This window comes from Streptomyces pactum (genome assembly GCF_002005225.1).
GTDB lineage: Bacteria > Actinomycetota > Actinomycetes > Streptomycetales > Streptomycetaceae > Streptomyces > Streptomyces pactum_A.
Map to the genome: position 1 here is coordinate 5,245,636 of NZ_CP019724.1, position 25,977 is coordinate 5,271,612.

Sequence of the window (25,977 nt, forward strand, 5' to 3'; positions counted from 1 at the left end):
CTGCCTTCAGTGCCGGCCCCAGTGCACTCGGGAGTCTCCCGGGGTGATGGGTGGTTGGTCGTTGTTTGAGAACTGCACAGTGGACGCGAGCATCTGTGGCCAAGTTTTTAAGGGCGCACGGTGGATGCCTTGGCACCAGGAACCGATGAAGGACGTGGGAGGCCACGATAGTCCCCGGGGAGTCGTCAACCAGACTTTGATCCGGGGGTTTCCGAATGGGGAAACCCGGCAGTCGTCATGGGCTGTCACCCGCTGCTGAACACATAGGCAGTGTGGAGGGAACGCGGGGAAGTGAAACATCTCAGTACCCGCAGGAAGAGAAAACAACCGTGATTCCGGGAGTAGTGGCGAGCGAAACCGGATGAGGCCAAACCGTATACGTGTGAGACCCGGCAGGGGTTGCGTGTGCGGGGTTGTGGGATCTCTCTTCCACGGTCTGCCGGCCGTGGGACGAGTCAGAAACCGTTGATGTAGGCGAAGGACATGCGAAAGGTCCGGCGTAGAGGGTAAGACCCCCGTAGTCGAAACATCAGCGGCTCGTTTGAGAGACACCCAAGTAGCACGGGGCCCGAGAAATCCCGTGTGAATCTGGCGGGACCACCCGCTAAGCCTAAATATTCCCTGGTGACCGATAGCGGATAGTACCGTGAGGGAATGGTGAAAAGTACCGCGGGAGCGGAGTGAAATAGTACCTGAAACCGTGTGCCTACAAGCCGTGGGAGCGTCGGACATCAAGCTTGCTTGGTGTCTCGTGACTGCGTGCCTTTTGAAGAATGAGCCTGCGAGTTTGCGGTGTGTTGCGAGGTTAACCCGAGTGGGGAAGCCGTAGCGAAAGCGAGTCCGAACAGGGCGGTTCAGTAGCACGCTCAAGACCCGAAGCGGAGTGATCTAGCCATGGGCAGGTTGAAGCGGCTGTAAGAGGTCGTGGAGGACCGAACCCACCAGGGTTGAAAACCTGGGGGATGACCTGTGGTTAGGGGTGAAAGGCCAATCAAACTCCGTGATAGCTGGTTCTCCCCGAAATGCATTTAGGTGCAGCGTCGTGTGTTTCTTGCCGGAGGTAGAGCACTGGATAGGCGATGGGCCCTACCGGGTTACTGACCTTAGCCAAACTCCGAATGCCGGTAAGTGAGAGCGCGGCAGTGAGACTGTGGGGGATAAGCTCCATGGTCGAGAGGGAAACAGCCCAGAGCATCGACTAAGGCCCCTAAGCGTACGCTAAGTGGGAAAGGATGTGGAGTCGCACAGACAACCAGGAGGTTGGCTTAGAAGCAGCCACCCTTGAAAGAGTGCGTAATAGCTCACTGGTCTAGTGATTCCGCGCCGACAATGTAGCGGGGCTCAAGCGTACCGCCGAAGTCGTGTCATTGCAGCAATACGGCCAACGCCGGCTGTGATGGGTAGGGGAGCGTCGTGTGCCGGGTGAAGCAGCCGCGGAAGCGAGTTGTGGACGGTTCACGAGTGAGAATGCAGGCATGAGTAGCGATACAAACGTGAGAAACGTTTGCGCCGATTGACTAAGGGTTCCTGGGTCAAGCTGATCTGCCCAGGGTAAGTCGGGACCTAAGGCGAGGCCGACAGGCGTAGTCGATGGATAACCGGTTGATATTCCGGTACCCGCTGTGAAGCGTCAAACATCGAGCATCGTGATGCTAAGGCCGTGAAGCCGTTCCGGACCCTTCGGGGAAAGGAAAGTGGTGGAGCCGCCGGACCAAGCGGTTAGTAGGTGAGTGATGGGGTGACGCAGGAAGGTAGTCCATCCCGGGCGGTGGTTGTCCCGGGGTAAGGGTGTAGGCCGTGCGGTAGGTAAATCCGTCGCACATGTGGCTGAGACCTGATGCCGAGCCGATTGTGGTGAAGTGGATGATCCTATGCTGTCGAGAAAAGCCTCTAGCGAGTTTCATGGCGGCCCGTACCCTAAACCGACTCAGGTGGTCAGGTAGAGAATACCGAGGCGTTCGGGTGAACTATGGTTAAGGAACTCGGCAAAATGCCCCCGTAACTTCGGGAGAAGGGGGGCCATTCCTGGTGATGACATTTACTGTCTGAGCTGGGGGTGGCCGCAGAGACCAGCGAGAAGCGACTGTTTACTAAAAACACAGGTCCGTGCGAAGCCGTAAGGCGATGTATACGGACTGACGCCTGCCCGGTGCTGGAACGTTAAGGGGACCGGTTAGCTCCATTTCGGTGGGGCGAAGCTGAGAACTTAAGCGCCAGTAAACGGCGGTGGTAACTATAACCATCCTAAGGTAGCGAAATTCCTTGTCGGGTAAGTTCCGACCTGCACGAATGGCGTAACGACTTCTCGACTGTCTCAACCATAGGCCCGGTGAAATTGCACTACGAGTAAAGATGCTCGTTTCGCGCAGCAGGACGGAAAGACCCCGGGACCTTTACTACAGTTTGATATTGGTGTTCGGTTCGGCTTGTGTAGGATAGCTGGGAGACTGTGAACTCTGGACGCCAGTTCAGGGGGAGTCGTCGTTGAAATACCAGTCTGGTCGTGCTGGATGTCTAACCTGGGTCCGTGATCCGGATCAGGGACAGTGTCTGATGGGTAGTTTAACTGGGGCGGTTGCCTCCTAAAGAGTAACGGAGGCGCCCAAAGGTTCCCTCAGCCTGGTTGGCAATCAGGTGTTGAGTGTAAGTGCACAAGGGAGCTTGACTGTGAGACCGACGGGTCGAGCAGGGACGAAAGTCGGGACTAGTGATCCGGCGGTGGCTTGTGGAAGCGCCGTCGCTCAACGGATAAAAGGTACCCCGGGGATAACAGGCTGATCTTCCCCAAGAGTCCATATCGACGGGATGGTTTGGCACCTCGATGTCGGCTCGTCGCATCCTGGGGCTGGAGTCGGTCCCAAGGGTTGGGCTGTTCGCCCATTAAAGCGGTACGCGAGCTGGGTTTAGAACGTCGTGAGACAGTTCGGTCCCTATCCGCTGTGCGCGTAGGAGTCTTGAGAAGGGCTGTCCCTAGTACGAGAGGACCGGGACGGACGAACCTCTGGTGTGCCAGTTGTCCTGCCAAGGGCATGGCTGGTTGGCTACGTTCGGGAGGGATAACCGCTGAAAGCATCTAAGCGGGAAGCCTGCTTCGAGATGAGGACTCCCACCCCCTTGAGGGGTTAAGGCTCCCAGTAGACGACTGGGTTGATAGGCCGGATCTGGAAGCACCGCAAGGTGTGGAGGTGACCGGTACTAATAGGCCGAGGGCTTGTCCTCAGTTGCTCGCGTCCACTGTGTTGGTTCTGAAACCACGAACAATCAGACCTGTGTTGGTCACCGGGTTGGTTGTCTGTTTCATAGTGTTTCGGTGGTCATAGCGTAGGGGAAACGCCCGGTTACATTTCGAACCCGGAAGCTAAGCCTTACAGCGCCGATGGTACTGCAGGGGGGACCCTGTGGGAGAGTAGGACGCCGCCGAACAATTATTGCGAGGAAACCCCGCACCGGAAACGGTGCGGGGTTTTCTGCGTTTCAGCGGCAGTCGCGATGGCGGCGGGGCCTTTTGCGCCCCGCCTTTTACAGGCGGCCCGCCGCCTTCGCATCGAGGTAGGCGTCGGCCAGTGCCGGAGCCAGATCGTCAGGCGTCGCGTCGACGACCGTGACGCCGTGCCGGCGGAGCTGGGCCGCGGTGCGGTCGCGTTCCGCCCGAGCCTGTGCGGCTGCCGCGGCCTCATAGACGGCGTCCGTGTTTCCGCGGGCCTTGGCCATCCGGGAGATGTACGGGTCCGCCACCGATGCCACGAGGACCGTGTGGCGCTGAGTCAGTTGTGGCAGGACGGGGAGCAGCCCTTCTTCGATCGGAGCCGCGTCGAGCGTCGTGAACAGCACGATCAGGGAGCGGCGGGGGGCCGACCGGAGGGCGGTCGCGGTGAGGCCACGGGCGTCGGTCTCCACGAGTTCCGGTTCCAGCGTCGCCATAGTGTTGACCAGGGAAGGGAGTACGTCGCCCGCTGTGCGGCCCTGCACGAGGGCGCGTACGCGGCGGTCGAACGCGAGCAGGTCGACGCGGTCGCCGGCGCGGGAGGCCAGGGCGGCCAGCAGCAGAGCCGCGTCCATGGACGCGTCGAGGCGGGGGGCGTCCCCCACTCGGCCGGCCGAGGTGCGGCCCGTGTCGAGGACGAGCAGGATGTGCCGGTCGCGCTCGGGGCGCCAGGTGCGCACGGCGACGCTCGACTGGCGGGCTGTCGCGCGCCAGTCGATGGAACGGGTGTCGTCGCCGGGGACGTATTCACGGAGGCTGTCGAATTCCGTGCCCTCTCCACGGGTGAGCACGCTGGTGCGTCCGTCGAGTTCACGCAGGCGCGACAGCTTGGACGGCAGGTGCTTGCGGCTCGTGAACGGCGGCAGGACGCGCACCGTCCAGGGCGCCCGGTGGGTGCCCTGGCGGGTGAGGAGGCCCAGAGGGCCGTACGAGCGGATCGTGACCCGGTCCGTGTGCCGGTCGCCGCGGCGGGTGGGCCGCAGGCGTGTGGTCAGGCGTCGGCGTTCGCCGGCGGGCACGGTCACACGGTGGCGGGAGGCCGCCGCCTCCGTTCCGGGCAGCCAGCTACTGGGCGGCCAGGCGTCGCGGACGTCGGCGCGGAGCGGGCGGTTGGACGGGTTGGTGACCGTCAGAGTGACGTCGGCGCTGTCGCCCAGGCGGGCGGAGGTGTCGCCGGAGCGGGCCAGGCGCAGGCGTCGCACGGGCGCGGCCAGGGCGAAGTCGCAGGCGCAGGCCACGGCCAGCGGTGCGTTGACCGCGAGGAGGCCCGTCCAGCCGGCGTCCCAGATACCGACGGGAACGGAGCCCAGGGCCGCGAGGAGTGCGGTGCGTCCGGTGAGTGCCATCAGCGGGGGACGGGGACGTGGGTGAGGATCGCGTTGATGACGGAGTCCGTGGTCACGCCCTCCATCTCGGCCTCCGGCCGGAGCTGGACGCGGTGCCGGAGGGTGGGGAGGGCGAGGGCCTTCACGTCGTCGGGGGTGACGTAGTCGCGGCCCGTCAGCCAGGCCCAGGCGCGGGCCGTCGAGAGCAGCGCCGTGGCTCCGCGTGGTGAGACGCCGAGGGTGAGGGAGGGCGACTCGCGGGTGGCCCGGCAGATGTCGACGACGTAGGCGGTGATCTCGGGGCTGATCGTCGTTCCGGCCACCTCCGTGCGGGCCGCTTCCAGGTCGGCGGCGTTCGCCACGGGGCGTACGCCGGCGGCGCGCAGGTCACGGGGGTTGAAGCCCGCGGCGTGGCGAGTGAGGACGCCGATCTCGTCCTGGCGCGAGGGAAGGGGGACGGTGAGCTTGAGGAGGAAGCGGTCCAACTGGGCTTCCGGGAGGGGGTAGGTGCCCTCGTACTCGACCGGGTTCTGGGTCGCGGCGACCAGGAACGGCTCGGGAAGCGGGCGGGGCGTGCCGTCGACCGTGACCTGGCGTTCCTCCATGGCTTCGAGGAGGGACGACTGGGTCTTCGGGGGCGTGCGGTTGATCTCGTCGGCGAGGAGCAGGTTGGTGAAGGCGGGGCCGGGCTGGAAGGAGAACTCGGCGGTGCGGGCGTCGTAGACCAGGGAGCCGGTGACGTCGCTCGGCATCAGGTCGGGAGTGAACTGGACGCGCTTGGTGTCGAGTTCGGTGGCTGCGGCCAGGGCGCGGACGAGGAGGGTCTTGGCGACACCGGGAACGCCTTCGAGGAGGACGTGGCCGCGGCACAGAAGCGCTACGACGAGACCGGTCACGGCGGCGTCCTGGCCGACCACGGCCTTGGCGATCTCGGCGCGCAGGGCCTCCAGGGCGGCGCGGGCGTCGCCCGGGTCCCCGGTCTGCCCGGCGTTGTCAGTGGTCGGGTCCATCATGGACGGCGTACCTCTCTTTCGAGGGCGTCGAGTTGGTCGGCGAGGGCGATGAGGGCCGCGTCGTCACCGGGCGGCGGGCCGAAGAGGAGAGTGTGCAGGGACTGTCCGTCGCCGTGTTCGCCGTGGAGATGGGCGGACAGGGCGGGGAGCAGGGCCTCGGGCGTGTGCGCCTGGGCGACGGGGATGCCTACGAGGGGGGCGAGGCGGGTGCGGGTGGCGGAGCGAAGAGCGGTGGCCGCGCGGTCGCGGGCGTTCGCCTTCCGGTAGAGGCGGGCGCGGCCTTCGGCGGTTTCGGAGGCGCGGATCGCGACGGGGAGTTTCTCGGGCACCAGGGGGCCGAGTCGGCGTGCCCGCCACAGGGCGGCGAGGGCCGCGGCGATGAAGAGCTGCAGGGTGCCCCAGAGCCAGCCGGAGGGGAGTAGGTCGAAGAAGCTGCGTTCGTCGTCCGGGGTGGCGGCGTCGGAGAGCGAGGGGAGGTACCAGACCAGGTGGTCGCGGGAGCCGAGGAGTTGCAGGGCGAGCGACGCGTTGCCGTGCTCGTCGAGGTGGTTGTTGTAGAAGATGTCGGGGGCGCCGAGGACCACGGTGTCGCCCCGGTCGCCTTCCTGAGGGGCCTCAGTGGAGGTCACCGGGATGCGGAGCAGGGTGGCCAGGCGTCGGCTGGGGTAGCAGGCGTCCGCTTCGAGGTGGGTGCTGTAGCGGAGGCCGCCCGTGTCGGCGTCGCCCGCGCGCCGGGCGGCGGGCAGCTCGCAGGCGGGGGCGAGCGTCGAGTCGAAGCTGAGCGCGGGGTCGGCGGTGACGCCGGGGGCGAGCCGTTCGACGGCGGGGCCGCCCGGGGCCACGAGGACGGTACGGCCGCCGGAGCCTTCGGTCGCGGAGCGCAAGCGGGTCTGCTGGCGTTCGGTCAGGAGGTCGGGGGCGGCGACCAGCAGCGTGGTGTCCGGGCCGGCCGCGACGCGTGCGTCGTCCAGGGTGTCGACCACGCGAGTGGACACGCCCCGGTCGGCGAGGAGTGCGGCTACGGCCCGGCTGCCGTAGGGGTCGGCGGAGCGCGGGTCGAGTTCGCCGTGCCGGGCGTCGGAGCGGACGACGGCGATCGCGACGGCACCGGCGAGCAGCACGACGAGCGCGAGCGCGATGCCCCGCGCGCGTGTCCACACCTGGCGGGCGGTGGGGGAGGCCGAGGTGGTGGGAAGCGTGGCCTCGGGGGTCATCCGGCGGCTCCCTGGCGGCTGTTCGGGTCCGTGCCGTCGGCCGTGGTGCCGGCCGCGCCGGTCACCAGTCGCGGCTTGCCGCGCTCCAGGTCGCGGTCCAGTTCGGTGAGGCGCCGGTACGACTGCTCGGTGCCGGGGCGGCCGCCGTACGTGACGTCGTCGAAATCCCGGGCAGCGGCGCGCAGCCGGTCGCCGTGGACGGGCAGGGCGCGGCCCGCCTCGGTGGCCGCCTCGTCGGCGGTGCGGCCGGGGCGGATGTCGAGGAGGGCGCGTTCCTCCAGGGCGCGGACGACGGCCCGCATGCGTTCCTGGACGGCCTGGTTCCAGTGCCCCTGGGCGGCGTGTGCCTCGGCGGCGGCGCGGTGGTCGGCGGCGCTGCGGGGGCGGTCGTCGAACAGGGCGGGGGCGGAGACCGGCGCGCGGCGCGGGGTGCCCAGGCGCCACCAGAGGGCGCCCAGCACCGCCAGTACGGCCACGATGATGACGATCAGGCCGAGCGTCCCTCCGGGGGTCGCGGTGGACGCGCTGCTGAACAACTCGTCGATCCAGTCCCACAGGGCGTCGAGGGCCCGTTGGAACCAGCCGGGGTCGTTCTCGTGGTACATCCGCTTGGACAGCTCGCGGCGCGCGGCCTCTTGCGCGGGGTCGCGCGGGATCGTCACCGGCGGCTCGTCGCCGGAACGTGACAGCGACAGCACGGAGACGTCGCCGGCGCGCGACAGCGTCCGTACGGCGGTGCGTGACAGCGCCTCTGTGAGAACTCCCCCCGCCGGGCTCACCCCATCAGCTCCCCGGGGTGGCGCCGGGCGAGCCGGTGCCCGGAAGACCGGCGGCACGGGCCAGTTCGAGGTCGAGGGCCTCGCGGCGGATGCGCTGGTCGATGTAGAGCAGAACGGCGACGCCGGCCGTGATCGGGAAAGTGATCATGGAGCCGATCACCGACCCGATGCCGCTGACGACGAGGAACGTCCAGCCGAGGTCCCCGGTGCCGTCCAGGAAGCCGCCGATGCCGTCGCCGCCGAGGGCCGCGGCGAGGAAGGCGAAGGGGATGACGATGATCGACGCGACGACGTTCGCGATGATCGTGGCGAGGAGCTGGATGCCGAAGACCCGCCACCAGGAGCCGCGCACCAGCTTCACGGAGCGGCCCATCGCCTTCTTGATGCCCTGCTTCTCCAGCATCAGCGCGGGCGACGCCAACGAGAAGCGGACCATCAGCCACACCGCGACGACGCCGGCCGCCAGGAAGCCGAGCACGGTCAGGGCGACACCGGCGTCGCCGCCCGCCGTGGCGGTGACGAGGAGACCGGGCGCCATGCCGACGGTGACGATGCCGGCGACGATGAGCAGCAGCAGGACGATCAGGCCGAACAGCTTCGCCACCTGGGGCCGCGCGTCCCGCCAGGCCTCGCCGATGGTCACCGGCCTGCCCAGTACGGCGCGGCTGGTGACGGTCGTCAGCAGGGCGGTGGCCAGGACGGTGCCGATCAGGGAGATCAGGAAGATGACACCCGAGTTGATCGTGGTGTCGGTCAGCGCGTCGCCGACTTCGCTCAGGGTGGCGTCGGGGTCGTTGAGGGCCTCGGTGCTGGTGTTGTCCAGGACGAGGCCCTGGAGCAGCACGACGATGATCTCGGTGAAGACCGCGACGGTCAGCGAGATACCGAGGACCGTGCGCCAGTAGGTGCGCATGGTGGAGACCGCGCCGTCGAGGATCTCGCCGACGCCGAGCGGGCGGAGCGGGATCACGCCGGGCTTGGCAGCGGGCGGGGGACCGCCCCAGCCGCCTCCCCAGCCGCCGTGTCCCCCAGGGGGACCGTAGCCACCGCCGTAGCCGCCGTGGCCTCCGTAACCGCCCGGGCCGCCGTAACCGCCGCCGGGGTGGCCGGGGGGTGGGGCGCCCCAGCCCTGGTTGGGCGGTGGGGGAGGCGGGGCCTGGCCCGGGCCGGTCGGCGCGGACCACTGGCCGGGGGGTGGCTGCTCCTTGGACCACTTCGTGCCGGGGCTCGTCGGTTCCGCGCCCGGCCGGTCCGCGGGCGGCGCGGGCTGATCGGGGCCGGCAGGGCGGTCGGCGGGCTCGGCGGGGCCGGAGGCGCCGGGCTCCCGCCCGTCGGACGGGGCGGATCCGGGCGAGGCCCAGCCCGGAGTGTCGTTCATCGTCGCTCCTTCACGGTGCCCGTCCGCGGTCGCGGCGGCAGGTTGGCCCATCGTGCCATGGGGTGGCCGGGTGCGGACCGGGCGCGGTATGGCCTGCGCACCTTCAATTGTCCGCCGGGTAGGGGGCACACTGACCGCATGGCTGATCAGGACGCGCGAAGCGGCGAGGACAAGCGGCCGACCGAGATCCCGGCACTGCGCTGGGAGGAACCACCCGAGGGGCCCGTGCTGGTCCTGCTGGACCAGACCAGACTGCCGGCCGAGGAGGTCGAACTGGTCTGCACGGACGCGTCCGCGCTCGTGGAGGCGATCCGCTCGCTCGCCGTGCGCGGTGCGCCGCTGCTCGGCATCGCCGGTGCCTACGGTGTCGCGCTCGCCGCCGTCCGCGGCTTCGAGGTGGAAGAGGCCGCTGCCGCGTTGGCGGGGGCCCGCCCCACCGCGGTGAACCTCACCGTGGGCGTACGGCGGGCTCAGGCCGCCCATCAGGAGGCGCTCGCCAGGACCGGCGACACCCGGCAGGCCGCCGCGGCCGCACTGGCCGCGGCGCGGGCGCTGCACCGGGAGGACGCCGAGGCCAGTGCCCGGATGGCCGCGCACGGACTGGCGCTGCTGGACGAGCTGCTGCCCGCCGGCGGGCACCGGGTCCTCACGCACTGCAACAGCGGTTCGCTGGTGTCGGGCGGTGAGGGAACGGCCTTCGCGGTGGCGCTCGCGGCGCACCGGTCGGGGCGGCTGCGACGCCTCTGGGTGGACGAAACGCGTCCGTTGCTGCAAGGTGCTCGCCTGACGGCATACGAGGCGGCCCGCAACGACATGGCGTACACCTTGCTCACCGACAACGCGGCCGGTTCGCTGTTCGCGGCGGGTGAAGTGGACGCGGTGCTCGTCGGCGCGGACCGCATCGCGGCCGACGGTTCGGTGGCGAACAAGGTGGGGAGCTATCCGCTCGCCGTGCTCGCGAGGTACCACCATGTGCCGTTCATCGTGGTGGCACCGGTCACGACGGTGGATCCGGACACGCCGGACGGGGCGTCCATCGAGGTGGAACAGCGTCCCGGATACGAAGTGACCGAGGTCACAGCACCTCAGGTGCCGGTGACCGGAGCGGGAGGCGGGATTCCGGTGGCGCCCCTGGGGACCCAGGCGTACAACCCGGCGTTCGACGTGACTCCGCCCGAGTTGGTGACGGCGATCGTCACCGAGGAGGGCGCGGTTTCGCCCGTGACGGCCGCGGCGCTCGCGGAGCTGTGTGCCAGGTCACGCCAGGTAACGATTAGCTAATGGGATGATGTCGTTTATGAAGGGACGAGTCCTTGTCGTCGACGACGACACCGCACTGGCCGAGATGCTCGGCATTGTGCTGCGTGGTGAGGGTTTTGAGCCATCTTTCGTAGCCGACGGCGACAAGGCGCTGGCCGCCTTCCGGGAGACCAAGCCAGACCTGGTGCTGCTCGACCTGATGCTGCCCGGCCGGGACGGCATCGAGGTGTGCCGCCTGATCAGGGCGGAGTCGGGTGTGCCGATCGTGATGCTGACGGCGAAGAGTGACACCGTCGACGTCGTGGTGGGTCTGGAGTCGGGTGCCGACGACTACATCGTGAAGCCGTTCAAGCCGAAGGAGCTGGTGGCCCGTATCAGGGCGCGTCTGAGGAGGTCCGAGGAGCCGGCGCCGGAGCAGCTCGCCATAGGCGACCTGGTCATCGACGTGGCCGGTCACTCAGTGAAGCGGGAGGGTCAGTCGATCGCGCTGACGCCGCTGGAGTTCGACCTGCTGGTGGCGCTGGCCCGCAAGCCGTGGCAGGTGTTCACGCGTGAGGTGCTCCTCGAGCAGGTCTGGGGCTACCGGCACGCGGCCGACACCCGGCTGGTCAACGTGCATGTGCAGCGGCTGCGCTCCAAGGTCGAGAAGGACCCGGAGAAGCCGGAGATCGTGGTGACCGTCCGCGGCGTCGGTTACAAGGCGGGACCGAGCTGACATGAGCAGGGACAGTGCCGCTTCGGCGCCCGGCCGGTCCGGGGCCCGCGCCGGACGGCCTGTCGGCCCCCCGCCCGCAGGCTCCCGCTGGAGTCGCCTGCTGGCGGGCGGGCTGCTGCACGGCGGGGTGCAGGGCAGCCCGGTGCTCCGCCTGTTCATGCGCTGGGTGCGCCGTCCGCTGCTGCCCGTCATGCGGCTGTGGCGGCGCAACATCCAGCTCAAGGTCGTCGTCACCACCCTGCTGATGTCGCTGGGCGTGGTGCTGCTGCTCGGCTTCGTGGTGATCGGGCAGGTCCGCAACGGGCTGCTGGACGCCAAGGTGAAGGCGTCCCAGAGCCAGGCCACCGGCGGGTTCGCCGTCGCCAAGCAGAAGGCCGAGGAGACGGCCAGCGTGACCGGGGACGAGGGTGTGCCCGTGGCCGGCCGTCCCCCGCAGAACGTCATCCAGTGGATGAGTGAACTGGTGAAGTCGCTCTCCAGCGGCGGCCAGGGCGCCTTCGACGTGGTCACGCTCCCCATGGGCGGGGACAGCGGCAGCGGGCGCGGCCCGCGCGCCTCCGGCTTCGTCAACTGGTCGGCCAGCGTGCCCGAGGGTCTGCGGGAGCGGATCGACGGCAGCACGGCGGCGGCGCAGAGCTACACCCGCATCGTCTACGACTCCGGCGAGGGCTCGCAGCCGGGACTGGTCATCGGCAAGCAGGTCAACGACCCGAACGGCGAGCCGTATCAGTTGTACTACCTCTTCCCGCTCACGCAGGAGGAGGAGTCGCTCAACCTGGTCAGAGGCACGCTGGCGACGGCCGGGCTCTTCGTCGTCGTCCTCCTCGGGGCCATCGCCTGGCTCGTGGTGCGCCAGGTCGTCACGCCGGTACGGATGGCGGCGAGCATCGCCGAGCGGCTGTCCGCGGGGCGGCTGCAGGAACGGATGAAGGTCACCGGCGAGGACGACATCGCGCGGCTCGGCGAGGCCTTCAACAAGATGGCGCAGAACCTGCAGCTCAAGATCAGCCAGTTGGAGGACCTGTCGCGGATGCAGCGGCGGTTCGTCTCCGACGTGTCGCACGAGCTGCGGACGCCGCTGACGACCGTGCGGATGGCGGCCGACGTCATCCACGACGCGCGCGTGGACTTCGATCCGGTGACCGCGCGGTCCGCCGAACTGCTCGCCGACCAGTTGGACCGGTTCGAGACGCTGCTCGCGGACCTGCTGGAGATCAGCCGCTTCGACGCGGGCGCGGCGGCGCTGGAGGCGGAGCCGATAGACCTCAGGGAGGTCGTACGGCGGGTCGTCGGCGGGGCCGAACCGCTCGCCGAGCGCAAGGGCACGCGGATACGCGTCCTCGGCGACCAGCAGCCCGTGGTCGCCGAGGCCGATGCCCGGCGGGTGGAACGCGTACTGCGCAACCTCGTCGTCAACGCCGTCGAGCACGGCGAGGGCAAGGACGTCGTCGTCAAGCTCGCCGCGGCCGGCGGCGCGGTCGCCGTCGCGGTGCGGGACTACGGCGTAGGACTCAAGCCGGGCGAGGGGACCCGGGTCTTCAGCCGCTTCTGGCGGGCCGACCCGGCACGCGCGCGCACCACCGGCGGTACGGGGCTGGGGCTCTCCATCGCCCTGGAGGACGCGCGGCTGCACGGCGGCTGGCTGCAGGCGTGGGGCGAGCCGGGGGGCGGATCGCAGTTCCGTCTCACGCTGCCCAGGACCGCGGACGAGCCGCTGCGGGGCTCGCCGATACCGCTGGAGCCGGCCGACTCGCGGCGCAATCGCGGGCTGGGCGACGCGGGCCTCGGGGACGCCGGTGCGGCGCACGGCACGGAGCGGACGGCCACCGTTCCGGCTCAGGCGTCGCTCGGGCAGGCGCCCCCGGTGCCCGCCCGGGGCCCGATCCCGCCGCGGCCGGCCACGGCGACCCCCACGGCCGATCCGACGGCACTGCCCGGCAACGGCGCGCGTGTGGTGCCGCGGCCCGTGTCGGGCGTCCGGAGGCAGGACGGCGGGCCCGCGCCGGAGGCGGCGAGCCGGCCGGACGCGGCGAGCCGTCCGGACGCGGGGCCGGCGGAGCCGGAGGAGTCGAGCAGGCAAGGGGAGGCATCTCGTGGGCGCTGACCGTGAGCGGAGCGGTCGGCGGGGGCCGGCACGCGTGGTGGCGTACGCCGTCTGCGGCGTCGTACTGCTGGGTGGGTGTGCGTCCATGCCCGACAGCGGGGATCTGCGGGGCGTGGAGTCCACGCCCCGGCAGGACCCGCAGGTGCGGGTGTTCGCGATGCCGCCGCGGGAGGACGACTCGCCCACGGAGATCGTGCAGGGTTTCCTGGAGGCACTGACCAGCAACGAGCCGGAGTACGAGACGGCGCGCAAGTACCTGACCGGCGAGGCCGCGAGGACCTGGGAGCCGGAGCGGTCCACGACGGTGCTCACGGGCGGGCCGGGAACCGAGTCCGACCACTCGGGAAGCCGTGAGGACGCCGACGACTACTCGGTCACGCTGACCGGCACCAGGGTCGCCACGGTGGACGCGCAGCAGTCGTACGCGCCGGCGAACGGCCAGTACCGCGAACCGGTGCACCTCACCCGGGACAACAAGAGCGGGCAGTGGCGCATCGACGCGCTGCCGCAGGGCGTCATCATGGGCAAGTCGGACTTCCAGCGCACCTACATGTCCGTCAACAAGTACTACTTCGCCTCGAACACCGCGCCCGTCACCCAGGCCGGTACGAGCGCGCAGCCGGCGGCCGTCGCCGATCCCGTCTACGTGCGCCGGCTCGTGGACCCCATGACCCAGGTGGTGCGTTCGCTGATCAGTGGTCCGACAAGGCTGCTCGGGCCCGTGGTCAGGTCGAGCTTCCCGACCGGTACCGCGCTGGCGAAGAACGTCGAATCGCTGACGCCCGACGACCGCAACAAGCTGACGGTCCGGCTCAACGACAGGGCGGCCGGGGTCGGCGCCGACACGTGCGACGAGATGGCGGCCCAGCTCCTCTTCACGCTGCAGAACCTCACCCCGGTGGTGGACGAGGTCGAGCTGCGCTCGGACGGCGGGCAACTGTGCTCGCTCACCGAGGACCGGGCCGAGACGGTCGCGACGCGCGGCTCGGCCCAGCGGCCCGACTACCTGTACTTCATCGACGACGAGGACCGCCTGGTGCGCATCGCCGCGGGCAGCAGCGGGACCCGGCCGGAACCGGTCCCCGGGGCGCTGGGCGAGGGCGTGGCGGCCTTGCGGTCGGTGGCGGTGTCGCGGGACGAGCACAGCGCCGCCGGTATCGGTCTCGACAACAAGTCGCTGTACGTCGGCTCGATGGTGTCGGGCGGTTCGCTCGGCGACCCCGTGCTGGTCAGCAAGGGCAAGACGGAGGCGACCCGGCTGACGCCGCCAAGCTGGGACGCGCAGGGCGACCTCTGGATCGCCGACCGCGATCCGGCCGATCCCCGGCTGCTGCTGCTCAAGGAGGGCAAGGGCGAGCCGGTGGAGGTGCGGACCCCGGGGCTGGACGGGCGGGTCCAGGCCGTGCGGGTGGCGGCCGACGGCGTGCGGATCGCGCTCATCGTGGAGAAGGACGGCAAGCGGTCGCTGCTCATCGGACGGATCGAACGGGACGGGAGGGCCGGCCGGACGTCCGCGGTCACCGTCCTCGAACTGCGCTCCGCGACCCCGGAGCTGGAGGAGGTCACGGCGATGTCCTGGGCCGGTGACAGCCGGCTCGTGGTGGTCGGGCGCGAGCGCGGGGGCGTCCAGCAGATCGGTTACGTGCAGGTCGACGGTTCCACGCCGGAGGCGTCGGTGCCCGCCGCGCTGACCGGCGTGAAGGAGATCGCCGCGACGGAGGACGAGCGGCTGCCGCTGGTGGCGTACTCGGAGGACGTGATCGTGCGGCTGCCGTCCGGACTGCAGTGGCAGAAGGTGACGGAGGGGACGGCGCCGGTCTATCCGGGGTGATGCGGCCGGTGGTTCCCACGCGGGCGTTCACTCGTGCGGGGGGTGTGTGACGGCCGGTGTCCGGAGTTCTCCGCAGGGGCTCTCCAAAGTTTTCCACAGGCCTGGTCGAGCCTCGCGAGCATTGGCACAGTGGTGGCCATGCGGGGATTCCAGCAAGGGTGGCGGGACCTCACGGACCTGGTGCTGCCGGCCGAGTGCGGAGGCTGCGGCCGGGCTCGCGCGGTGCTGTGCCCCCGGTGCCGTACGGCCCTGAGCGGCACCGCGCCGTGCCGGGCGCGGCCGGAGCCGGAGCCGCCGGGGCTGCCGGTGGTGCACGCGGCCGCCCGGTACGCGGACGAGGTGAGGGCCGCCCTGCTGGCCCACAAGGAGCGTGGCGTGCTGGCCCTCACGGCACCGCTCGGCGCGGCGCTGGCCGGGGCGGTGCGGGCCGGACTCCGGGAGGCGGGGCCGGGCGCCGGTTCGGCGGGCGCCTCGAGGGTGCGGGGGCCGGTGCTGCTCGTGCCCGTGCCGTCCGCGCCCCGGGCGGTGCGCACGCGCGGGCACGATCCGGCGCGGCGGATCGCCCTCGCGGCCGCGGGGGAGCTGCGGCGGACCGGGACGTCCGCCCGGGTGCTGGCCGTGCTGCGGCAACGGCACGCGGTGGCCGACCAGTCGGGGCTCGGCGCCCGGCAGCGGCTGCGCAATCTCGCCGGCGCGCTGGCGGTGGCTCCCGGCGGTGGCCGGTTGCTGTGCGGCGGCGGGCCGGTCGTCCTCGTCGACGACCTGATGACGACGGGGGCGTCCCTGACGGAGGCGGCGCGTGCGCTGCGCGCGGCGCCGGCCGAGGAGAAATGGGCTGTGTATCCGTCGGCGGCAGGGGAAGGCAGAGAGGAACGGAAGGCCGGGCCCCGAATGGCGGGTCCGAACGAAGGCGGTGGCGAGATCCGTGAAGCGATCTGCGCGGCAGTGGTCGCGGCATCACCAGATTCTTTCGAAATAAACCGGAACTGACTGGAAACTTGCTTCGTTGCAGGTGGTGAGAGGGTCAATTCACTGGAACGGAGGTACACCGCGGTAGAGGGTGACGACATCCGTCCGGGCGAGATATGTTCGGTTGTGAGGCAAAGCCGCAGGCCACACCTCTCGAATCCGAATGCCGTGTTGCGGGTTTTACCGTCATCACCCGCGCTGGTGGAGTGGAGATCCCGCCCGCGGGGGAGGAGGTGGAAGTCACCGAGTCCGAGGTTTCGGGGCAGACCGGAACCTGGTGCAAAAGGGAGATGCTCCGCCGTCGAAGCGGGGCGATCCGGGAACGGAGTTCTGCGTGGACATCGTCGTCAAGGGCCGCAAGACCGAGGTGCCCGAGCGGTTCCGGAAGCACGTGGCCGAGAAGCTGAAGCTGGAGAAGATCCAGAAGCTCGATGGCAAGGTGATCAGCCTCGACGTCGAGGTGTCCAAGGAGCCGAACCCCCGGCAGGCCGACCGCTGTGACCGAGTGGAGATCACGCTCCGCTCCCGCGGTCCGGTGATCCGGGCGGAGGCAGCGGCGAGCGACCCGTACGCGGCGCTCGACCTGGCGGCGGAGAAGCTCGGTGCCCGGCTGCGCAAGCAGCACGACAAGCGCTTCTCGCGTCGTGGCGCGCGCCGGATCTCGGCGGCCGAGGTCGCCGACCACGTCCCCGGCGCGGCGACACTCAACGGGAACGGCGACGTCGTCCCGCAGGAGAAGCAGGACGGCGTACCCACCAAGAAGATCGGCTCGCTGGAGGTCCAGGGCGACGGTCCGCTCGTCGTCCGCGAGAAGACCCACGTGGCCGCACCGATGACCCTTGACCAGGCGCTCTACGAGATGGAGCTGGTCGGGCACGACTTCTACCTGTTCGTCGACTCCGAGACCAAGGAGCCCAGCGTCGTCTACCGGCGGCACGCCTACGACTACGGCGTGATCCACCTCACGACGGACACGATGGTCACCCAGGCGCACCCCACCGAAGCGGGAGACGCGCTCGGCGGCTGACGACGCCGGGTGACAGCGGAACCGGTGCCCCTGGAGCGCGTGTGCGCCCCCAGGGGCACCGGTGTGCGACGGTGCGCGAGGGTGTGCGACCCCCTCGTGGCCCGCTCGGCCACCCCGGTGTCGGCCGGGCATGGAATCATGGCGGCAACGGCCCAACCGGTGGGCCGTTGCTCTGGGTTGGCGATGGCTCAGGACGACGGGCCACAGCCTTCAGGGGGAGGAACGATGGCGGACAGTTTCGGACCGATGCGGGGCGAGGGCGTCGACGACGGGATCGACGACGGCGTCGCCCGCATGGGACCGGACGCGGGGTCTGCGCGCGAGGAGCCGATCAGGGTCCTGGTCGTGGACGACCACGCCCTGTTCCGCCGCGGCCTGGAGATCGTGCTCGCGGCCGAGGAGGACATCCAGGTCGTCGGGGAGGCCGGCGACGGCGCCGAGGCCGTGGAGAAGGCCGCCGACCTGCTGCCGGACATCGTCCTCATGGACGTGCGGATGCCCAAGCGGGGCGGGATCGAGGCCTGCACCTCCATCAAGGAGGTGGCTCCCAGCGCCAAGATCATCATGCTGACCATCAGCGACGAGGAGGCCGACCTCTACGACGCGATCAAGGCGGGCGCGACCGGCTATCTCCTCAAGGAGATCTCGACGGACGAAGTGGCGACCGCCATTCGCGCGGTGGCCGACGGACAGTCGCAGATCAGTCCGTCCATGGCGTCGAAACTGCTCACCGAGTTCAAGTCGATGATCCAGCGGACCGACGAGCGACGTCTCGTTCCCGCACCGCGGCTCACGGACCGTGAACTGGAGGTCCTCAAGCTGGTCGCCACGGGAATGAACAACCGGGACATCGCCAAGGAACTGTTCATTTCCGAGAACACCGTGAAGAACCACGTCCGCAACATCCTGGAGAAACTGCAACTGCACTCCAGGATGGAGGCTGTGGTGTACGCGATGCGGGAGAAGATCCTCGAGATCCGCTGACGGCCGACGCGGATCAGGCGAGCAGGCGGGCCAGCTCCCTCGTGAGGGGCTCGCGCAGGTCCGGTGCGTCGACCCGCTCCACGCGTACGTCCGTGCAGTCCACCCAGCCCGCCGCTTCGACCAGGGCCTGGGCCACCGCCGGGGCGGCCTTGGGGCCGTCCAGCGTGACCTGCTTGGCGACCAGAGTGCGCCCCTCGCGCGCCGGGTCCACGCGGCCGACGAGCCGGCCGCCGGCCAGGACGGGCATCGCGAAGTAGCCGTGCACCCTCTTCTGCTTGGGCACGTAGGCCTCGAGGCGGTGGGTGAAGCCGAAGATCCGTTCCGTGCGCGCACGGTCCCAGATGAGGGAGTCGAAGGGCGAGAGCAGCGTCGTGCGGTGGCGGCCGCGCGGAGGCGTCTGCAGGGCCGCGGGGTCCGCCCAGGCCGGCTTGCCCCAGCCCTCCACGGTGACCGGGACCAGCCCCGAGTCGGCGATCACGGCGTCGACCTGCTCACCCCTGAGGCGGTGGTAGTCCGCGAGGTCCGCCCGCGTGCCGATACCCAGGGACTGGCCGGCCAGGCGGACCAGGCGGCGCAGGCACTCGGCGTCGTCCAGCTCGTCGTGCAGCAGCGCGGCCGGGACCGCGCGCTCGGCCAGGTCGTACACCCGTTTCCAGCCGCGCCGCTCGACGCACACCACCTCGCCGTGCATGAGCGCGCGTTCCACGGCGACCTTCGTGCCCGACCAGTCCCACCACTCGCTGGTCCTCTTCGCGCCGCCCAGGTCCGTCGCGGTGAGCGGGCCCTCGGTACGGAGCTGCTTGACGACCTGGTCGTAGGCGCCGTCGGGGAGGTGGTGGTTCCAGTGCGGGCGGTTGCGGTAGGCGCGGCGACGGAAGGCGAAGTGGGGCCACTCCTCGATGGGCAGGATGCAGGCGGCGTGGGACCAGTACTCGAAGGCGTGCGTGTCCTGCCAGTACGCGGCCTCGACCGTCCTGCGGCCCACCGCGCCCAGGCGGGCGTACGGGATGAGTTCGTGGGAACGGGCGAGGACCGAGATGGTGTCGAGCTGCACCGCGCCCAGGTGACGGAGGACACCGCGGACGCCCGCGCGGCGGTCGGGGGCACCGAGGAAGCCTTGTGCGCGGAGGGCGAGGCGGCGGGCCTCGTGCGCGGACAGTTCCGTGACGGGGGGCGGGAGGGTCGTCATACGTCCGCACGATAAGGGGTGGGTCTGACAGTGGGGTGCGGTTGTCCCGGGGGTGCGGTGTGCGGGGTGCGGTGCGGCTGCGCGGGCGGCGTGGCTACGGTGCCGGCGAGTACGGGGACGTAGACGGGAGGGAGAGGTCCGAGGGGAGGAGGGAGCCGATCCAGGAGTCGCGGCGTACGCCCTTGTTGTTGATGGCGGAGCGCAACGTCCCCTCCATGGTGAAGCCCGCGCGCCGGGCCACCGCGCGGGAGGCCGCGTTGCCCACCTCGGCGCGCCATTCCAGGCGGTCGATCGCCCGGTCGGTGAAGGCCCAGCGGGAGGCGGCGACGGCGGCCTCGGTGACGTAGCCGTGGCCGCGGTGCTCCTTGGCGCCCCAGAACCCGATCTCGCCGACGCCCAGGGAGATCATCGTGATGCCGAGCATCCCCACCAGGTCCCCCGCGGGGAGGAAGAGGCCGAAGGTGAACATCGAGGCGTTCGCCCAGCCGTCGGGGACCATCTGTTCCGTGAAGCTCCGCGCGTGCTCGTGGAGGTAGGGCGAGGGGATCGTCGTCCAGCGCTGGATGTCGGGGTCCTGCGCGGCGGCGTACACGGCCTCGGTGTCCTGGGGGCCGGCCGTGCGCAGGACGAGGCGGTCGGTGGTGAGCGTGACGGGTTCCATCGGCCGATTCTGCGCGGCGGTACGTGACGGCGCCATCTTTTTGCCGTGCGTGAACAGACGAACACTTTTCGCGCAATTCGCCGACAGGCGCGGCACCATCCGCGGGGCTCGGACGTTGAACCGATGACAGCAGACCGGAAGCTGGATGAAGGAGCACACGGTCCCCGTTACGGCGGGCTCCCGGGGCGGCGGGGTCCTCGCATACGATGGCCGTTGCTCAGTACGTCACAGGAAAACGACCGTCCCAGGCCCGACCGGCAAGGAGACCAACCCCCGTGTCCGTCCTCTCGAAGATCATGCGTGCAGGCGAAGGCAAGATCCTGCGCAAGCTGCACCGCATCGCGGACCAGGTCAACTCCATCGAAGAGGACTTCGTCGACCTCTCCGACGCCGAGCTGCGGGCCCTCACCGATGAGTACAAGCAGCGTTACGCCGATGGTGAGAGCCTGGACGACCTGCTTCCCGAAGCCTTCGCCACCGTCCGGGAGGCCGCCAAGCGCGTCCTGGGACAGCGGCACTACGACGTGCAGATGATGGGCGGCGCGGCCCTGCACATGGGCTACGTGGCCGAGATGAAGACCGGTGAGGGCAAGACCCTCGTCGGCACGCTCCCCGCCTACCTCAACGCCCTGTCCGGCGAGGGCGTGCACATCGTCACGGTCAACGACTACCTGGCCGAGCGCGACTCCGAGATGATGGGCCGCGTCCACAAGTTCCTCGGTCTGACCGTCGGCTGCATCCTCGCCAACCAGACGCCGGCCCAGCGCCGCGAGATGTACAACTGCGACATCACGTACGGCACGAACAACGAGTTCGGCTTCGACTACCTGCGCGACAACATGGCGTGGTCCAAGGACGAACTCGTCCAGCGCGGCCACAACTTCGCCATCGTCGACGAGGTCGACTCCATCCTCGTCGACGAGGCCCGTACGCCGCTGATCATCTCCGGCCCGGCCGACCAGGCCACCAAGTGGTACGGCGACTTCGCCAAGCTGGTCACCCGCCTGAAGAAGGGCGAGGCGGGCAACACCCTCAAGGGCATCGAGGAGACCGGCGACTACGAGGTCGACGAGAAGAAGCGCACCGTCGCCATCCACGAGTCGGGTGTCGCCAAGGTCGAGGACTGGCTGGGCATCGACAACCTCTACGAGTCGGTGAACACCCCCCTGGTCGGCTACCTGAACAACGCCATCAAGGCCAAGGAACTCTTCAAGAAGGACAAGGACTACGTCGTCATCGACGGCGAAGTCATGATCGTCGACGAGCACACCGGCCGTATCCTCGCCGGCCGCCGCTACAACGAGGGCATGCACCAGGCGATCGAGGCGAAGGAAGGGGTGGACATCAAGGACGAGAACCAGACGCTCGCCACGATCACCCTCCAGAACTTCTTCCGCCTCTACAAGCGCCACGACCGCAACGGCAAGGAGCAGCCGGGCCTGTCGGGCATGACCGGTACGGCGATGACCGAGGCCGCCGAGTTCCACCAGATCTACAAGCTCGGCGTGGTGCCCATCCCGACCAACCGGCCGATGGTCCGCAAGGACCAGTCGGACCTGATCTACCGCACCGAGGTCGCGAAGTTCGAGGCGGTCGTCGACGACATCGAGGAGAAGCACCGCAAGGGCCAGCCGATCCTCGTCGGCACCACCTCGGTCGAGAAGTCCGAGTACCTCTCGCAGCAGCTCAGCAAGCGCGGTGTCCAGCACGAGGTGCTCAACGCCAAGCAGCACGACCGTGAGGCGACGATCGTCGCCCAGGCGGGCCGCAAGGGCGCCGTCACGGTCGCCACGAACATGGCCGGCCGTGGTACGGACATCAAGCTCGGCGGCAACCCCGAGGACCTCGCCGAGGCGGAGCTGCGCCAGCGCGGCCTCGACCCCGAGGAGCACATCGAGGAGTGGGCCGCGGCCCTGCCCGCCGCCCTCGAGCGTGCCGAGCAGGCGGTCAAGGCGGAGTTCGAGGAGGTCAAGGACCTCGGCGGCCTCTACGTGCTGGGTACCGAACGGCACGAGTCGCGGCGTATCGACAACCAGTTGCGCGGTCGCAGCGGCCGTCAGGGCGACCCCGGCGAGTCCCGGTTCTACCTCTCCCTGGGCGACGACCTGATGCGGCTGTTCAAGGCCCAGATGGTCGAGCGCGTGATGTCGATGGCGAACGTCCCGGACGACGTGCCGATCGAGAACAAGATGGTCACGCGCGCGATCGCCTCCGCCCAGTCGCAGGTCGAGACGCAGAACTTCGAGACCCGTAAGAACGTCCTGAAGTACGACGAGGTCCTCAACCGGCAGCGCGAGGTCATCTACGGCGAGCGGCGCCGCGTTCTGGAGGGCGAGGACCTGCAGGAGCAGATCCAGCACTTCATGAACGACACGATCGACGCGTACGTCCAGGCCGAGACCGCCGAGGGATTCCCGGAGGACTGGGACCTCGACCGTCTGTGGGGTGCCTTCAAGCAGCTCTACCCGGTGAAGGTCACCGTCGAGGAGCTGGAGGAGGCGGCCGGCGACCGGGCCGGCCTCACCGCCGACTACATCGCCGAGTCCATCAAGGACGACGTCCAGGAGCAGTACGAGGCGCGCGAGACGCAGCTCGGCTCCGAGATCATGCGTGAGCTGGAGCGCCGGGTCGTGCTCTCGGTCCTGGACCGCAAGTGGCGCGAGCACCTCTACGAGATGGACTACCTCCAGGAGGGCATCGGCCTGCGCGCGATGGCGCAGAAGGACCCCCTGGTCGAGTACCAGCGCGAGGGCTTCGACATGTTCCAGGCCATGATGGAGGGCATCAAGGAGGAGTCCGTCGGCTACCTGTTCAACCTGGAGGTCCAGGTCGAGCAGCAGGTCGAGGAGGTCCCGGTCGAGGACACCGCGCCGTCGCTGGAGAAGGGCGCGCAGGACGCGGTCCCGGCCCAGGCGGGCGCCCGTCCGGAGATCCGTGCCAAGGGGCTCGACGCCCCCCAGCGCCGGGGACTGCACTTCTCCGCGCCGACCGTGGACGGCGAGGGCGGTGTCGTCGAGGGCGACTTCACCACCGACGGCGAGCCCGCGCAGCCCCAGTCCGACGGGCTCACCCGCGCGGAGCGCCGCAAGCAGGCCAAGGGCGGACGGCGCCGCAAGAAGTGACAGTGCGGACGTGACGGTGCGAACGTGACGGTGCGGTGCGCGTGGGCGCCGTAGCGGTGGGAAGGGCCGGACACCTCTGGGTGCCCGGCCCTTCGGCTGTCCCGGCTGTCCCGGCTGTCCCGGCTGTCCCGGCTGTCCCGGCTGTCCTGGCCGTCCCGGCTGTCCTGGGTCCCGACTGTCCGGCTGTCCCGGCGGCCGCCCGCCGGTCGTCACCATTGCCGGTGGCCTCCGGTGACCTCCGGTCGTCGCCGGTCGCCTCCGGCGCCGGTCTTCGGCGGCGGTCTCGCGGCGGTGTCAGGCGTCGTCCGTGTGGGGCCGGCGGGGCCCGCCCAGTTCCACCGCCGTGCAGCGCCAGCGCAGGTCGCGGCCCTGCTCCAGCCGGAAGGCCATGGCACGTAGCTGGTCGCCGGCGCCGATGCGGGCGAAGACTTCCAGGGCACCCGGCCGGGGCTCGAAGTAGCCGATGTCGCGGACGACGGGGGAGGTGCCGCGCGTGCGCAAGGGGCCGCGTTCGGCGAGGTGGGCCAGATCGTCGTAGGCACGGCCGACGGTGTGGCGGAGCATCGAGTGGACGGGGCGCCGGCCGCTGAGCACGCTGAGGAGGAGCTCGGCGAAGCGGTCGGTGGGCCGGAGCTGCGGGACGGGACGGCGAGGGGCCTGGGCGGGGACGACAGGCGCTGCCGGGGCCGGGGCGGCCGGGTGCGTGGCCGGCGCGGCGGCGGGCGTCACGAGGGCGACCGCCGGACGCGGGCCCGGCCCGGGGGCCCTGCCCGGGCCGGCCGTGGGCGGGCGAGTGTCCGCCGGCCTCGTACGGGACCGGGGGGACCTGCCGCCCGGGGAGCCCGGCGGGCGGCCGCCGGGCGCCGTGGTCCCCGCGACGCGTCCGCCGGGCCGGCGCGGCGGTACGCCACCGGCCACGCGCGGCGGTACGCCACCGACCGCTCGGGGCGGGACCGCGCCGGGTACGCGGGCGGGAGCGGCCTCGGGTACGCGGGCGGGAGCGGCGGCGGGGGCGGGGACGTAGGGCGGTGTGGCGCCGGAGGGCCGGAACGTGGGGTCGTCGCCGGGCCCCCGGGGCGGGACCGGGGCGAGCGGACCGTCCGGCGTGCGGAGGGACGTGCCGCTCGGGCTGAGCTGGGTCCTGGTCATGACCTTGCGCATGGGAGGCTCCCCGTTCGGTGGCCCGGTGAGGTGATACCGGGCAGTAACTTCTTGGTCGTGGATCTTGTACGGGGTGGCCGGGCCGGACGGCAAGGCAGAGAGCGGCCGGGGCGGGAGGCCGGAAGGTTCACCTATCAGAGTGATCGCAGAGGTCGAAAAGCCCGCGCTGGAGCGGCCGTACCGGGTGAGTTCCGGGGGCGGGAGTGGACGCGGCGGGCGTGGCGGGTGGGGGCCCGAAAGGGGACACCCGCACGTATCCTGAGGTTCTTCCAGGCCATCCCCGGCCGGCCCGGGCCTTCGGTGGCGTTCCCGATCACGAAAGCGGCAGTCTCATGCGCGTCTACGTCCCCCTGACCCTCTCCGGCCTCGCCGAGGCGCACAGGACGGGAGAACTGGGGACCGGACCGCTCGTCGCCTACGCCGTCACACCGGCGCTGCGCGAGTGGTGCCAGTCGGACGACATGGAGGAGCTCGAGTACGCCGCCCTGAGCCGGGCCGCGCTGGCCTCGCTGCGGCTGCTGGCGGCCGACGCCGGTGCGACGCGGCGCCGGGTCGTGGTCGCCGCCGACGTGTCCGACGGCGCGGTCTCGGCCGACCCGGACCGGGGGCCCGGTCCGGCGGCGCTGGGCGAGGTGCGGCTCGCCGGGGCCCTGCGGCTGGCCAAGGCTGCCTCGGTGCACGTCGACTCCGCCGACGCGGAGGCGGACGTGGCCGCCGCGGCCGGGGCTCTCGCGGCCGCGGACGGCGGGGACGACGACGCCCGGTCCGTCGTGGACGGCGCCGAGGACCACGAGCTGCTGTGGTACGCGACGCAGGAGATCCCGGGCCTGGTGGGGCCGGGTCACTGACGTAGGACCGTCCCGCGGGCGCGGGTGCGGGCGTGCGGTGGCGGCCGTGCGGTCCCGCCGTTCCGTGGGCGGTGCCGGCGGCCGTGCGGTCCCGCCGTCCCGCCGTGATGGCCCCCGTCTTGATTGTCAGTGGCGGCGGGTACGTTTTCGGGCATGGGGATGCAGACAGGGGCACACATCGTCTGGGACTGGAACGGGACGCTGTTCCACGACAATGACGCGATCATCGGGGCGACGAACGCCGCGTTCGCCGAGCTGGGACTGGCGTCGATCACGCTGGAGCAGTACCGGGCGCTGTACTGCGTGCCGGTGCCGAAGTTCTACGAGCGGCTGATGGGGCGGCTGCCGACCGCCGCCGAGTGGGAGGTCATGGACGCGACCTTCCACCGCCACTACACCGAGCACCGGGTGCGGTGCGGGCTCACCGAGGGCGCGGCGGAGCTGCTCGCCGGCTGGCGGTCGGCGGGGCGCAGTCAGTCGATTCTCAGCATGTACGGACATGACGACCTGTTGCCGCTGGTCAAGGGGTTCGGGATCGAGACGCACTTCATACGCGTCGACGGGCGGGTCGGACCGTCCGGGGGCAGCAAGGCCGAGCACATGGTGCGGCACCTCGCGGAGCTGGCGTTCGCCGGGGTGGATCCCGCTCGGACGGTGGTGATCGGGGACGCCGCGGACGACGCGGTGGCCGCACGGCAGGTGGGGGCGGGGGCGGTGCTGTACACCGGGGGGTCGCACAGCCGGGCCAGTCTGGAGGGGGTTGGGGTGCCCGTGGTGGACACGTTGGGTGAGGCCGTGGCGGAGGCGGAGCGGCTGGCGGCGTGAGCGGGTGGCGGCGCCGGTGGTGAGCCGGTGGCCGCGGTCCGCCGGATGGTGCCCGGCGTGGGTGTCGGCCGGGGGCGGGGCGCGCGAC

18 protein-coding genes and 2 rRNA genes are annotated in these 25,977 nt (G+C 70.3%); 12 read left to right on the forward strand and 8 right to left on the reverse strand.

Annotated features, from left to right (window positions below):
- The first annotated feature begins 97 nt into the window (after positions 1–97).
- Positions 98–3,219: ribosomal RNA gene (locus tag B1H29_RS22370) — 23S ribosomal RNA — on the forward strand.
- Between the two features lie 87 nt (positions 3,220–3,306).
- Positions 3,307–3,423, forward strand: a 5S ribosomal RNA gene (rrf, locus tag B1H29_RS22375).
- 96 nt (positions 3,424–3,519) lie between these two features.
- Here the strand turns inward: rrf and B1H29_RS22380 are convergent.
- The 5 genes from B1H29_RS22380 to B1H29_RS22400 are packed head-to-tail and all read right to left on the reverse strand — an operon-like array spanning position 3,520 to position 9,193.
- A complete protein-coding gene (locus tag B1H29_RS22380; RefSeq protein WP_055417240.1) occupies positions 3,520–4,830 on the reverse strand; it encodes a DUF58 domain-containing protein in 1,311 nt (436 codons plus the stop codon).
- On the reverse strand, positions 4,830–5,819 hold the full coding sequence (locus tag B1H29_RS22385; RefSeq protein ID WP_079160393.1) for an AAA family ATPase: 990 nt from the start codon (positions 5,817–5,819) through the stop codon (positions 4,830–4,832). Before B1H29_RS22385 ends, B1H29_RS22380 begins: the two co-directional genes overlap by 1 nt.
- Positions 5,819–7,036 carry a DUF4350 domain-containing protein gene (locus B1H29_RS22390; protein ID WP_055417238.1) on the reverse strand — a complete coding sequence of 406 codons (1,218 nt, stop codon included), beginning with the start codon at positions 7,034–7,036 and terminating at the stop codon, positions 5,819–5,821. The genes B1H29_RS22385 and B1H29_RS22390 overlap by 1 nt, the downstream gene beginning before the upstream one ends.
- Positions 7,033–7,815: a DUF4129 domain-containing protein gene (locus tag B1H29_RS22395; RefSeq protein WP_167392552.1), complete on the reverse strand. Its 783-nt coding sequence runs from the start codon at positions 7,813–7,815 to the stop codon at positions 7,033–7,035. The genes B1H29_RS22390 and B1H29_RS22395 overlap by 4 nt, the downstream gene beginning before the upstream one ends.
- 4 nt (positions 7,816–7,819) lie before the next feature.
- Positions 7,820–9,193, reverse strand: coding sequence for a glycerophosphoryl diester phosphodiesterase membrane domain-containing protein (locus B1H29_RS22400; RefSeq protein ID WP_055417237.1), 1,374 nt, complete (start codon positions 9,191–9,193; stop codon positions 7,820–7,822).
- Between the two features lie 138 nt (positions 9,194–9,331).
- Here B1H29_RS22400 and mtnA point away from each other — a divergent pair, with 138 nt between their 5' ends.
- The 7 genes from mtnA to B1H29_RS22435 all read left to right on the forward strand — a co-directional run bounded on the left by mtnA (position 9,332) and on the right by B1H29_RS22435 (position 18,083).
- Positions 9,332–10,474, forward strand: coding sequence for an S-methyl-5-thioribose-1-phosphate isomerase (mtnA, locus tag B1H29_RS22405; protein WP_055417236.1), 1,143 nt, complete (start codon positions 9,332–9,334; stop codon positions 10,472–10,474).
- Between the two features lie 4 nt (positions 10,475–10,478).
- The gene (gene mtrA, locus B1H29_RS22410) at positions 10,479–11,168 is read left to right on the forward strand and encodes a two-component system response regulator MtrA (RefSeq protein WP_193776289.1); all 690 of its coding nucleotides are present in this window, start codon (positions 10,479–10,481) and stop codon (positions 11,166–11,168) included.
- A gap of 1 nt (position 11,169) precedes the next feature.
- Entirely contained in the window at positions 11,170–13,272 is a 2,103-nt protein-coding gene (gene mtrB / locus B1H29_RS22415) for an MtrAB system histidine kinase MtrB (RefSeq protein ID WP_055417235.1), read from the forward strand.
- The gene (locus B1H29_RS22420) at positions 13,262–15,103 is read left to right on the forward strand and encodes an LpqB family beta-propeller domain-containing protein (RefSeq protein ID WP_055417234.1); all 1,842 of its coding nucleotides are present in this window, start codon (positions 13,262–13,264) and stop codon (positions 15,101–15,103) included. The genes mtrB and B1H29_RS22420 overlap by 11 nt, the downstream gene beginning before the upstream one ends.
- A gap of 138 nt (positions 15,104–15,241) precedes the next feature.
- On the forward strand, positions 15,242–16,093 hold the full coding sequence (locus B1H29_RS22425) for a ComF family protein (protein ID WP_055417762.1): 852 nt from the start codon (positions 15,242–15,244) through the stop codon (positions 16,091–16,093).
- Between the two features lie 313 nt (positions 16,094–16,406).
- The gene (gene hpf, locus B1H29_RS22430; protein WP_055417233.1) at positions 16,407–17,099 is read left to right on the forward strand and encodes a ribosome hibernation-promoting factor, HPF/YfiA family; all 693 of its coding nucleotides are present in this window, start codon (positions 16,407–16,409) and stop codon (positions 17,097–17,099) included.
- Between the two features lie 225 nt (positions 17,100–17,324).
- A complete protein-coding gene (locus B1H29_RS22435) occupies positions 17,325–18,083 on the forward strand; it encodes a response regulator (protein ID WP_055417232.1) in 759 nt (252 codons plus the stop codon).
- 13 nt (positions 18,084–18,096) lie between these two features.
- Here B1H29_RS22435 and B1H29_RS22440 read toward each other — a convergent pair whose 3' ends face one another.
- Positions 18,097–19,272, reverse strand: a complete 1,176-nt coding sequence (locus B1H29_RS22440) for a winged helix-turn-helix domain-containing protein (protein ID WP_055417231.1) — start codon at positions 19,270–19,272, stop codon at positions 18,097–18,099.
- 94 nt (positions 19,273–19,366) lie between these two features.
- A complete protein-coding gene (locus tag B1H29_RS22445; protein ID WP_055417230.1) occupies positions 19,367–19,933 on the reverse strand; it encodes a GNAT family N-acetyltransferase in 567 nt (188 codons plus the stop codon).
- A 275-nt stretch (positions 19,934–20,208) separates the two neighbouring features.
- Here B1H29_RS22445 and secA point away from each other — a divergent pair, with 275 nt between their 5' ends.
- Positions 20,209–23,055 carry a preprotein translocase subunit SecA gene (secA, locus tag B1H29_RS22450; protein ID WP_055417229.1) on the forward strand — a complete coding sequence of 949 codons (2,847 nt, stop codon included), beginning with the start codon at positions 20,209–20,211 and terminating at the stop codon, positions 23,053–23,055.
- A gap of 294 nt (positions 23,056–23,349) precedes the next feature.
- Here the strand turns inward: secA and B1H29_RS38630 are convergent, their stop codons facing one another.
- Positions 23,350–24,216, reverse strand: a complete 867-nt coding sequence (locus B1H29_RS38630; RefSeq protein WP_055417228.1) for an Rv3235 family protein — start codon at positions 24,214–24,216, stop codon at positions 23,350–23,352.
- A 332-nt stretch (positions 24,217–24,548) separates the two neighbouring features.
- On the opposite strand from B1H29_RS38630, the gene B1H29_RS22460 reads away from it, so the two are divergent.
- Both B1H29_RS22460 and B1H29_RS22465 read left to right on the forward strand, forming a co-directional pair.
- On the forward strand, positions 24,549–25,064 hold the full coding sequence (locus tag B1H29_RS22460; RefSeq protein ID WP_055417227.1) for a DUF6912 family protein: 516 nt from the start codon (positions 24,549–24,551) through the stop codon (positions 25,062–25,064).
- Between the two features lie 153 nt (positions 25,065–25,217).
- Complete coding sequence (locus tag B1H29_RS22465; RefSeq protein ID WP_055417761.1) at positions 25,218–25,889, forward strand: HAD family hydrolase; 672 nt, start codon at positions 25,218–25,220, stop codon at positions 25,887–25,889.
- Positions 25,890–25,977: the final 88 nt, after the last annotated feature.

Bases quoted from the DNA above. Each gene is read 5' to 3' on its own strand.
- B1H29_RS22390 (WP_055417238.1), bottom strand. From the start codon at position 7,036: ATGACCCCCGAGGCCACGCTTCCCACCACCTCGGCCTCCCCCACCGCC.
- B1H29_RS22465 (WP_055417761.1), top strand. From the start codon at position 25,218: ATGGGGATGCAGACAGGGGCACACATCGTCTGGGACTGGAACGGGACG.
- B1H29_RS22435 (WP_055417232.1), top strand. From the start codon at position 17,325: ATGGCGGACAGTTTCGGACCGATGCGGGGCGAGGGCGTCGACGACGGG.
- B1H29_RS38630 (WP_055417228.1), bottom strand. From the start codon at position 24,216: ATGCGCAAGGTCATGACCAGGACCCAGCTCAGCCCGAGCGGCACGTCC.
- B1H29_RS22425 (WP_055417762.1), top strand. From the start codon at position 15,242: ATGCGGGGATTCCAGCAAGGGTGGCGGGACCTCACGGACCTGGTGCTG.
- mtrB (WP_055417235.1), top strand. From the start codon at position 11,170: ATGAGCAGGGACAGTGCCGCTTCGGCGCCCGGCCGGTCCGGGGCCCGC.
- mtrA (WP_193776289.1), top strand. From the start codon at position 10,479: ATGATGTCGTTTATGAAGGGACGAGTCCTTGTCGTCGACGACGACACC.
- B1H29_RS22385 (WP_079160393.1), bottom strand. From the start codon at position 5,819: ATGGACCCGACCACTGACAACGCCGGGCAGACCGGGGACCCGGGCGAC.
- B1H29_RS22445 (WP_055417230.1), bottom strand. From the start codon at position 19,933: ATGGAACCCGTCACGCTCACCACCGACCGCCTCGTCCTGCGCACGGCC.
- B1H29_RS22380 (WP_055417240.1), bottom strand. From the start codon at position 4,830: ATGGCACTCACCGGACGCACCGCACTCCTCGCGGCCCTGGGCTCCGTT.
- B1H29_RS22440 (WP_055417231.1), bottom strand. From the start codon at position 19,272: ATGACGACCCTCCCGCCCCCCGTCACGGAACTGTCCGCGCACGAGGCC.
- B1H29_RS22460 (WP_055417227.1), top strand. From the start codon at position 24,549: ATGCGCGTCTACGTCCCCCTGACCCTCTCCGGCCTCGCCGAGGCGCAC.
- B1H29_RS22400 (WP_055417237.1), bottom strand. From the start codon at position 9,193: ATGAACGACACTCCGGGCTGGGCCTCGCCCGGATCCGCCCCGTCCGAC.
- mtnA (WP_055417236.1), top strand. From the start codon at position 9,332: ATGGCTGATCAGGACGCGCGAAGCGGCGAGGACAAGCGGCCGACCGAG.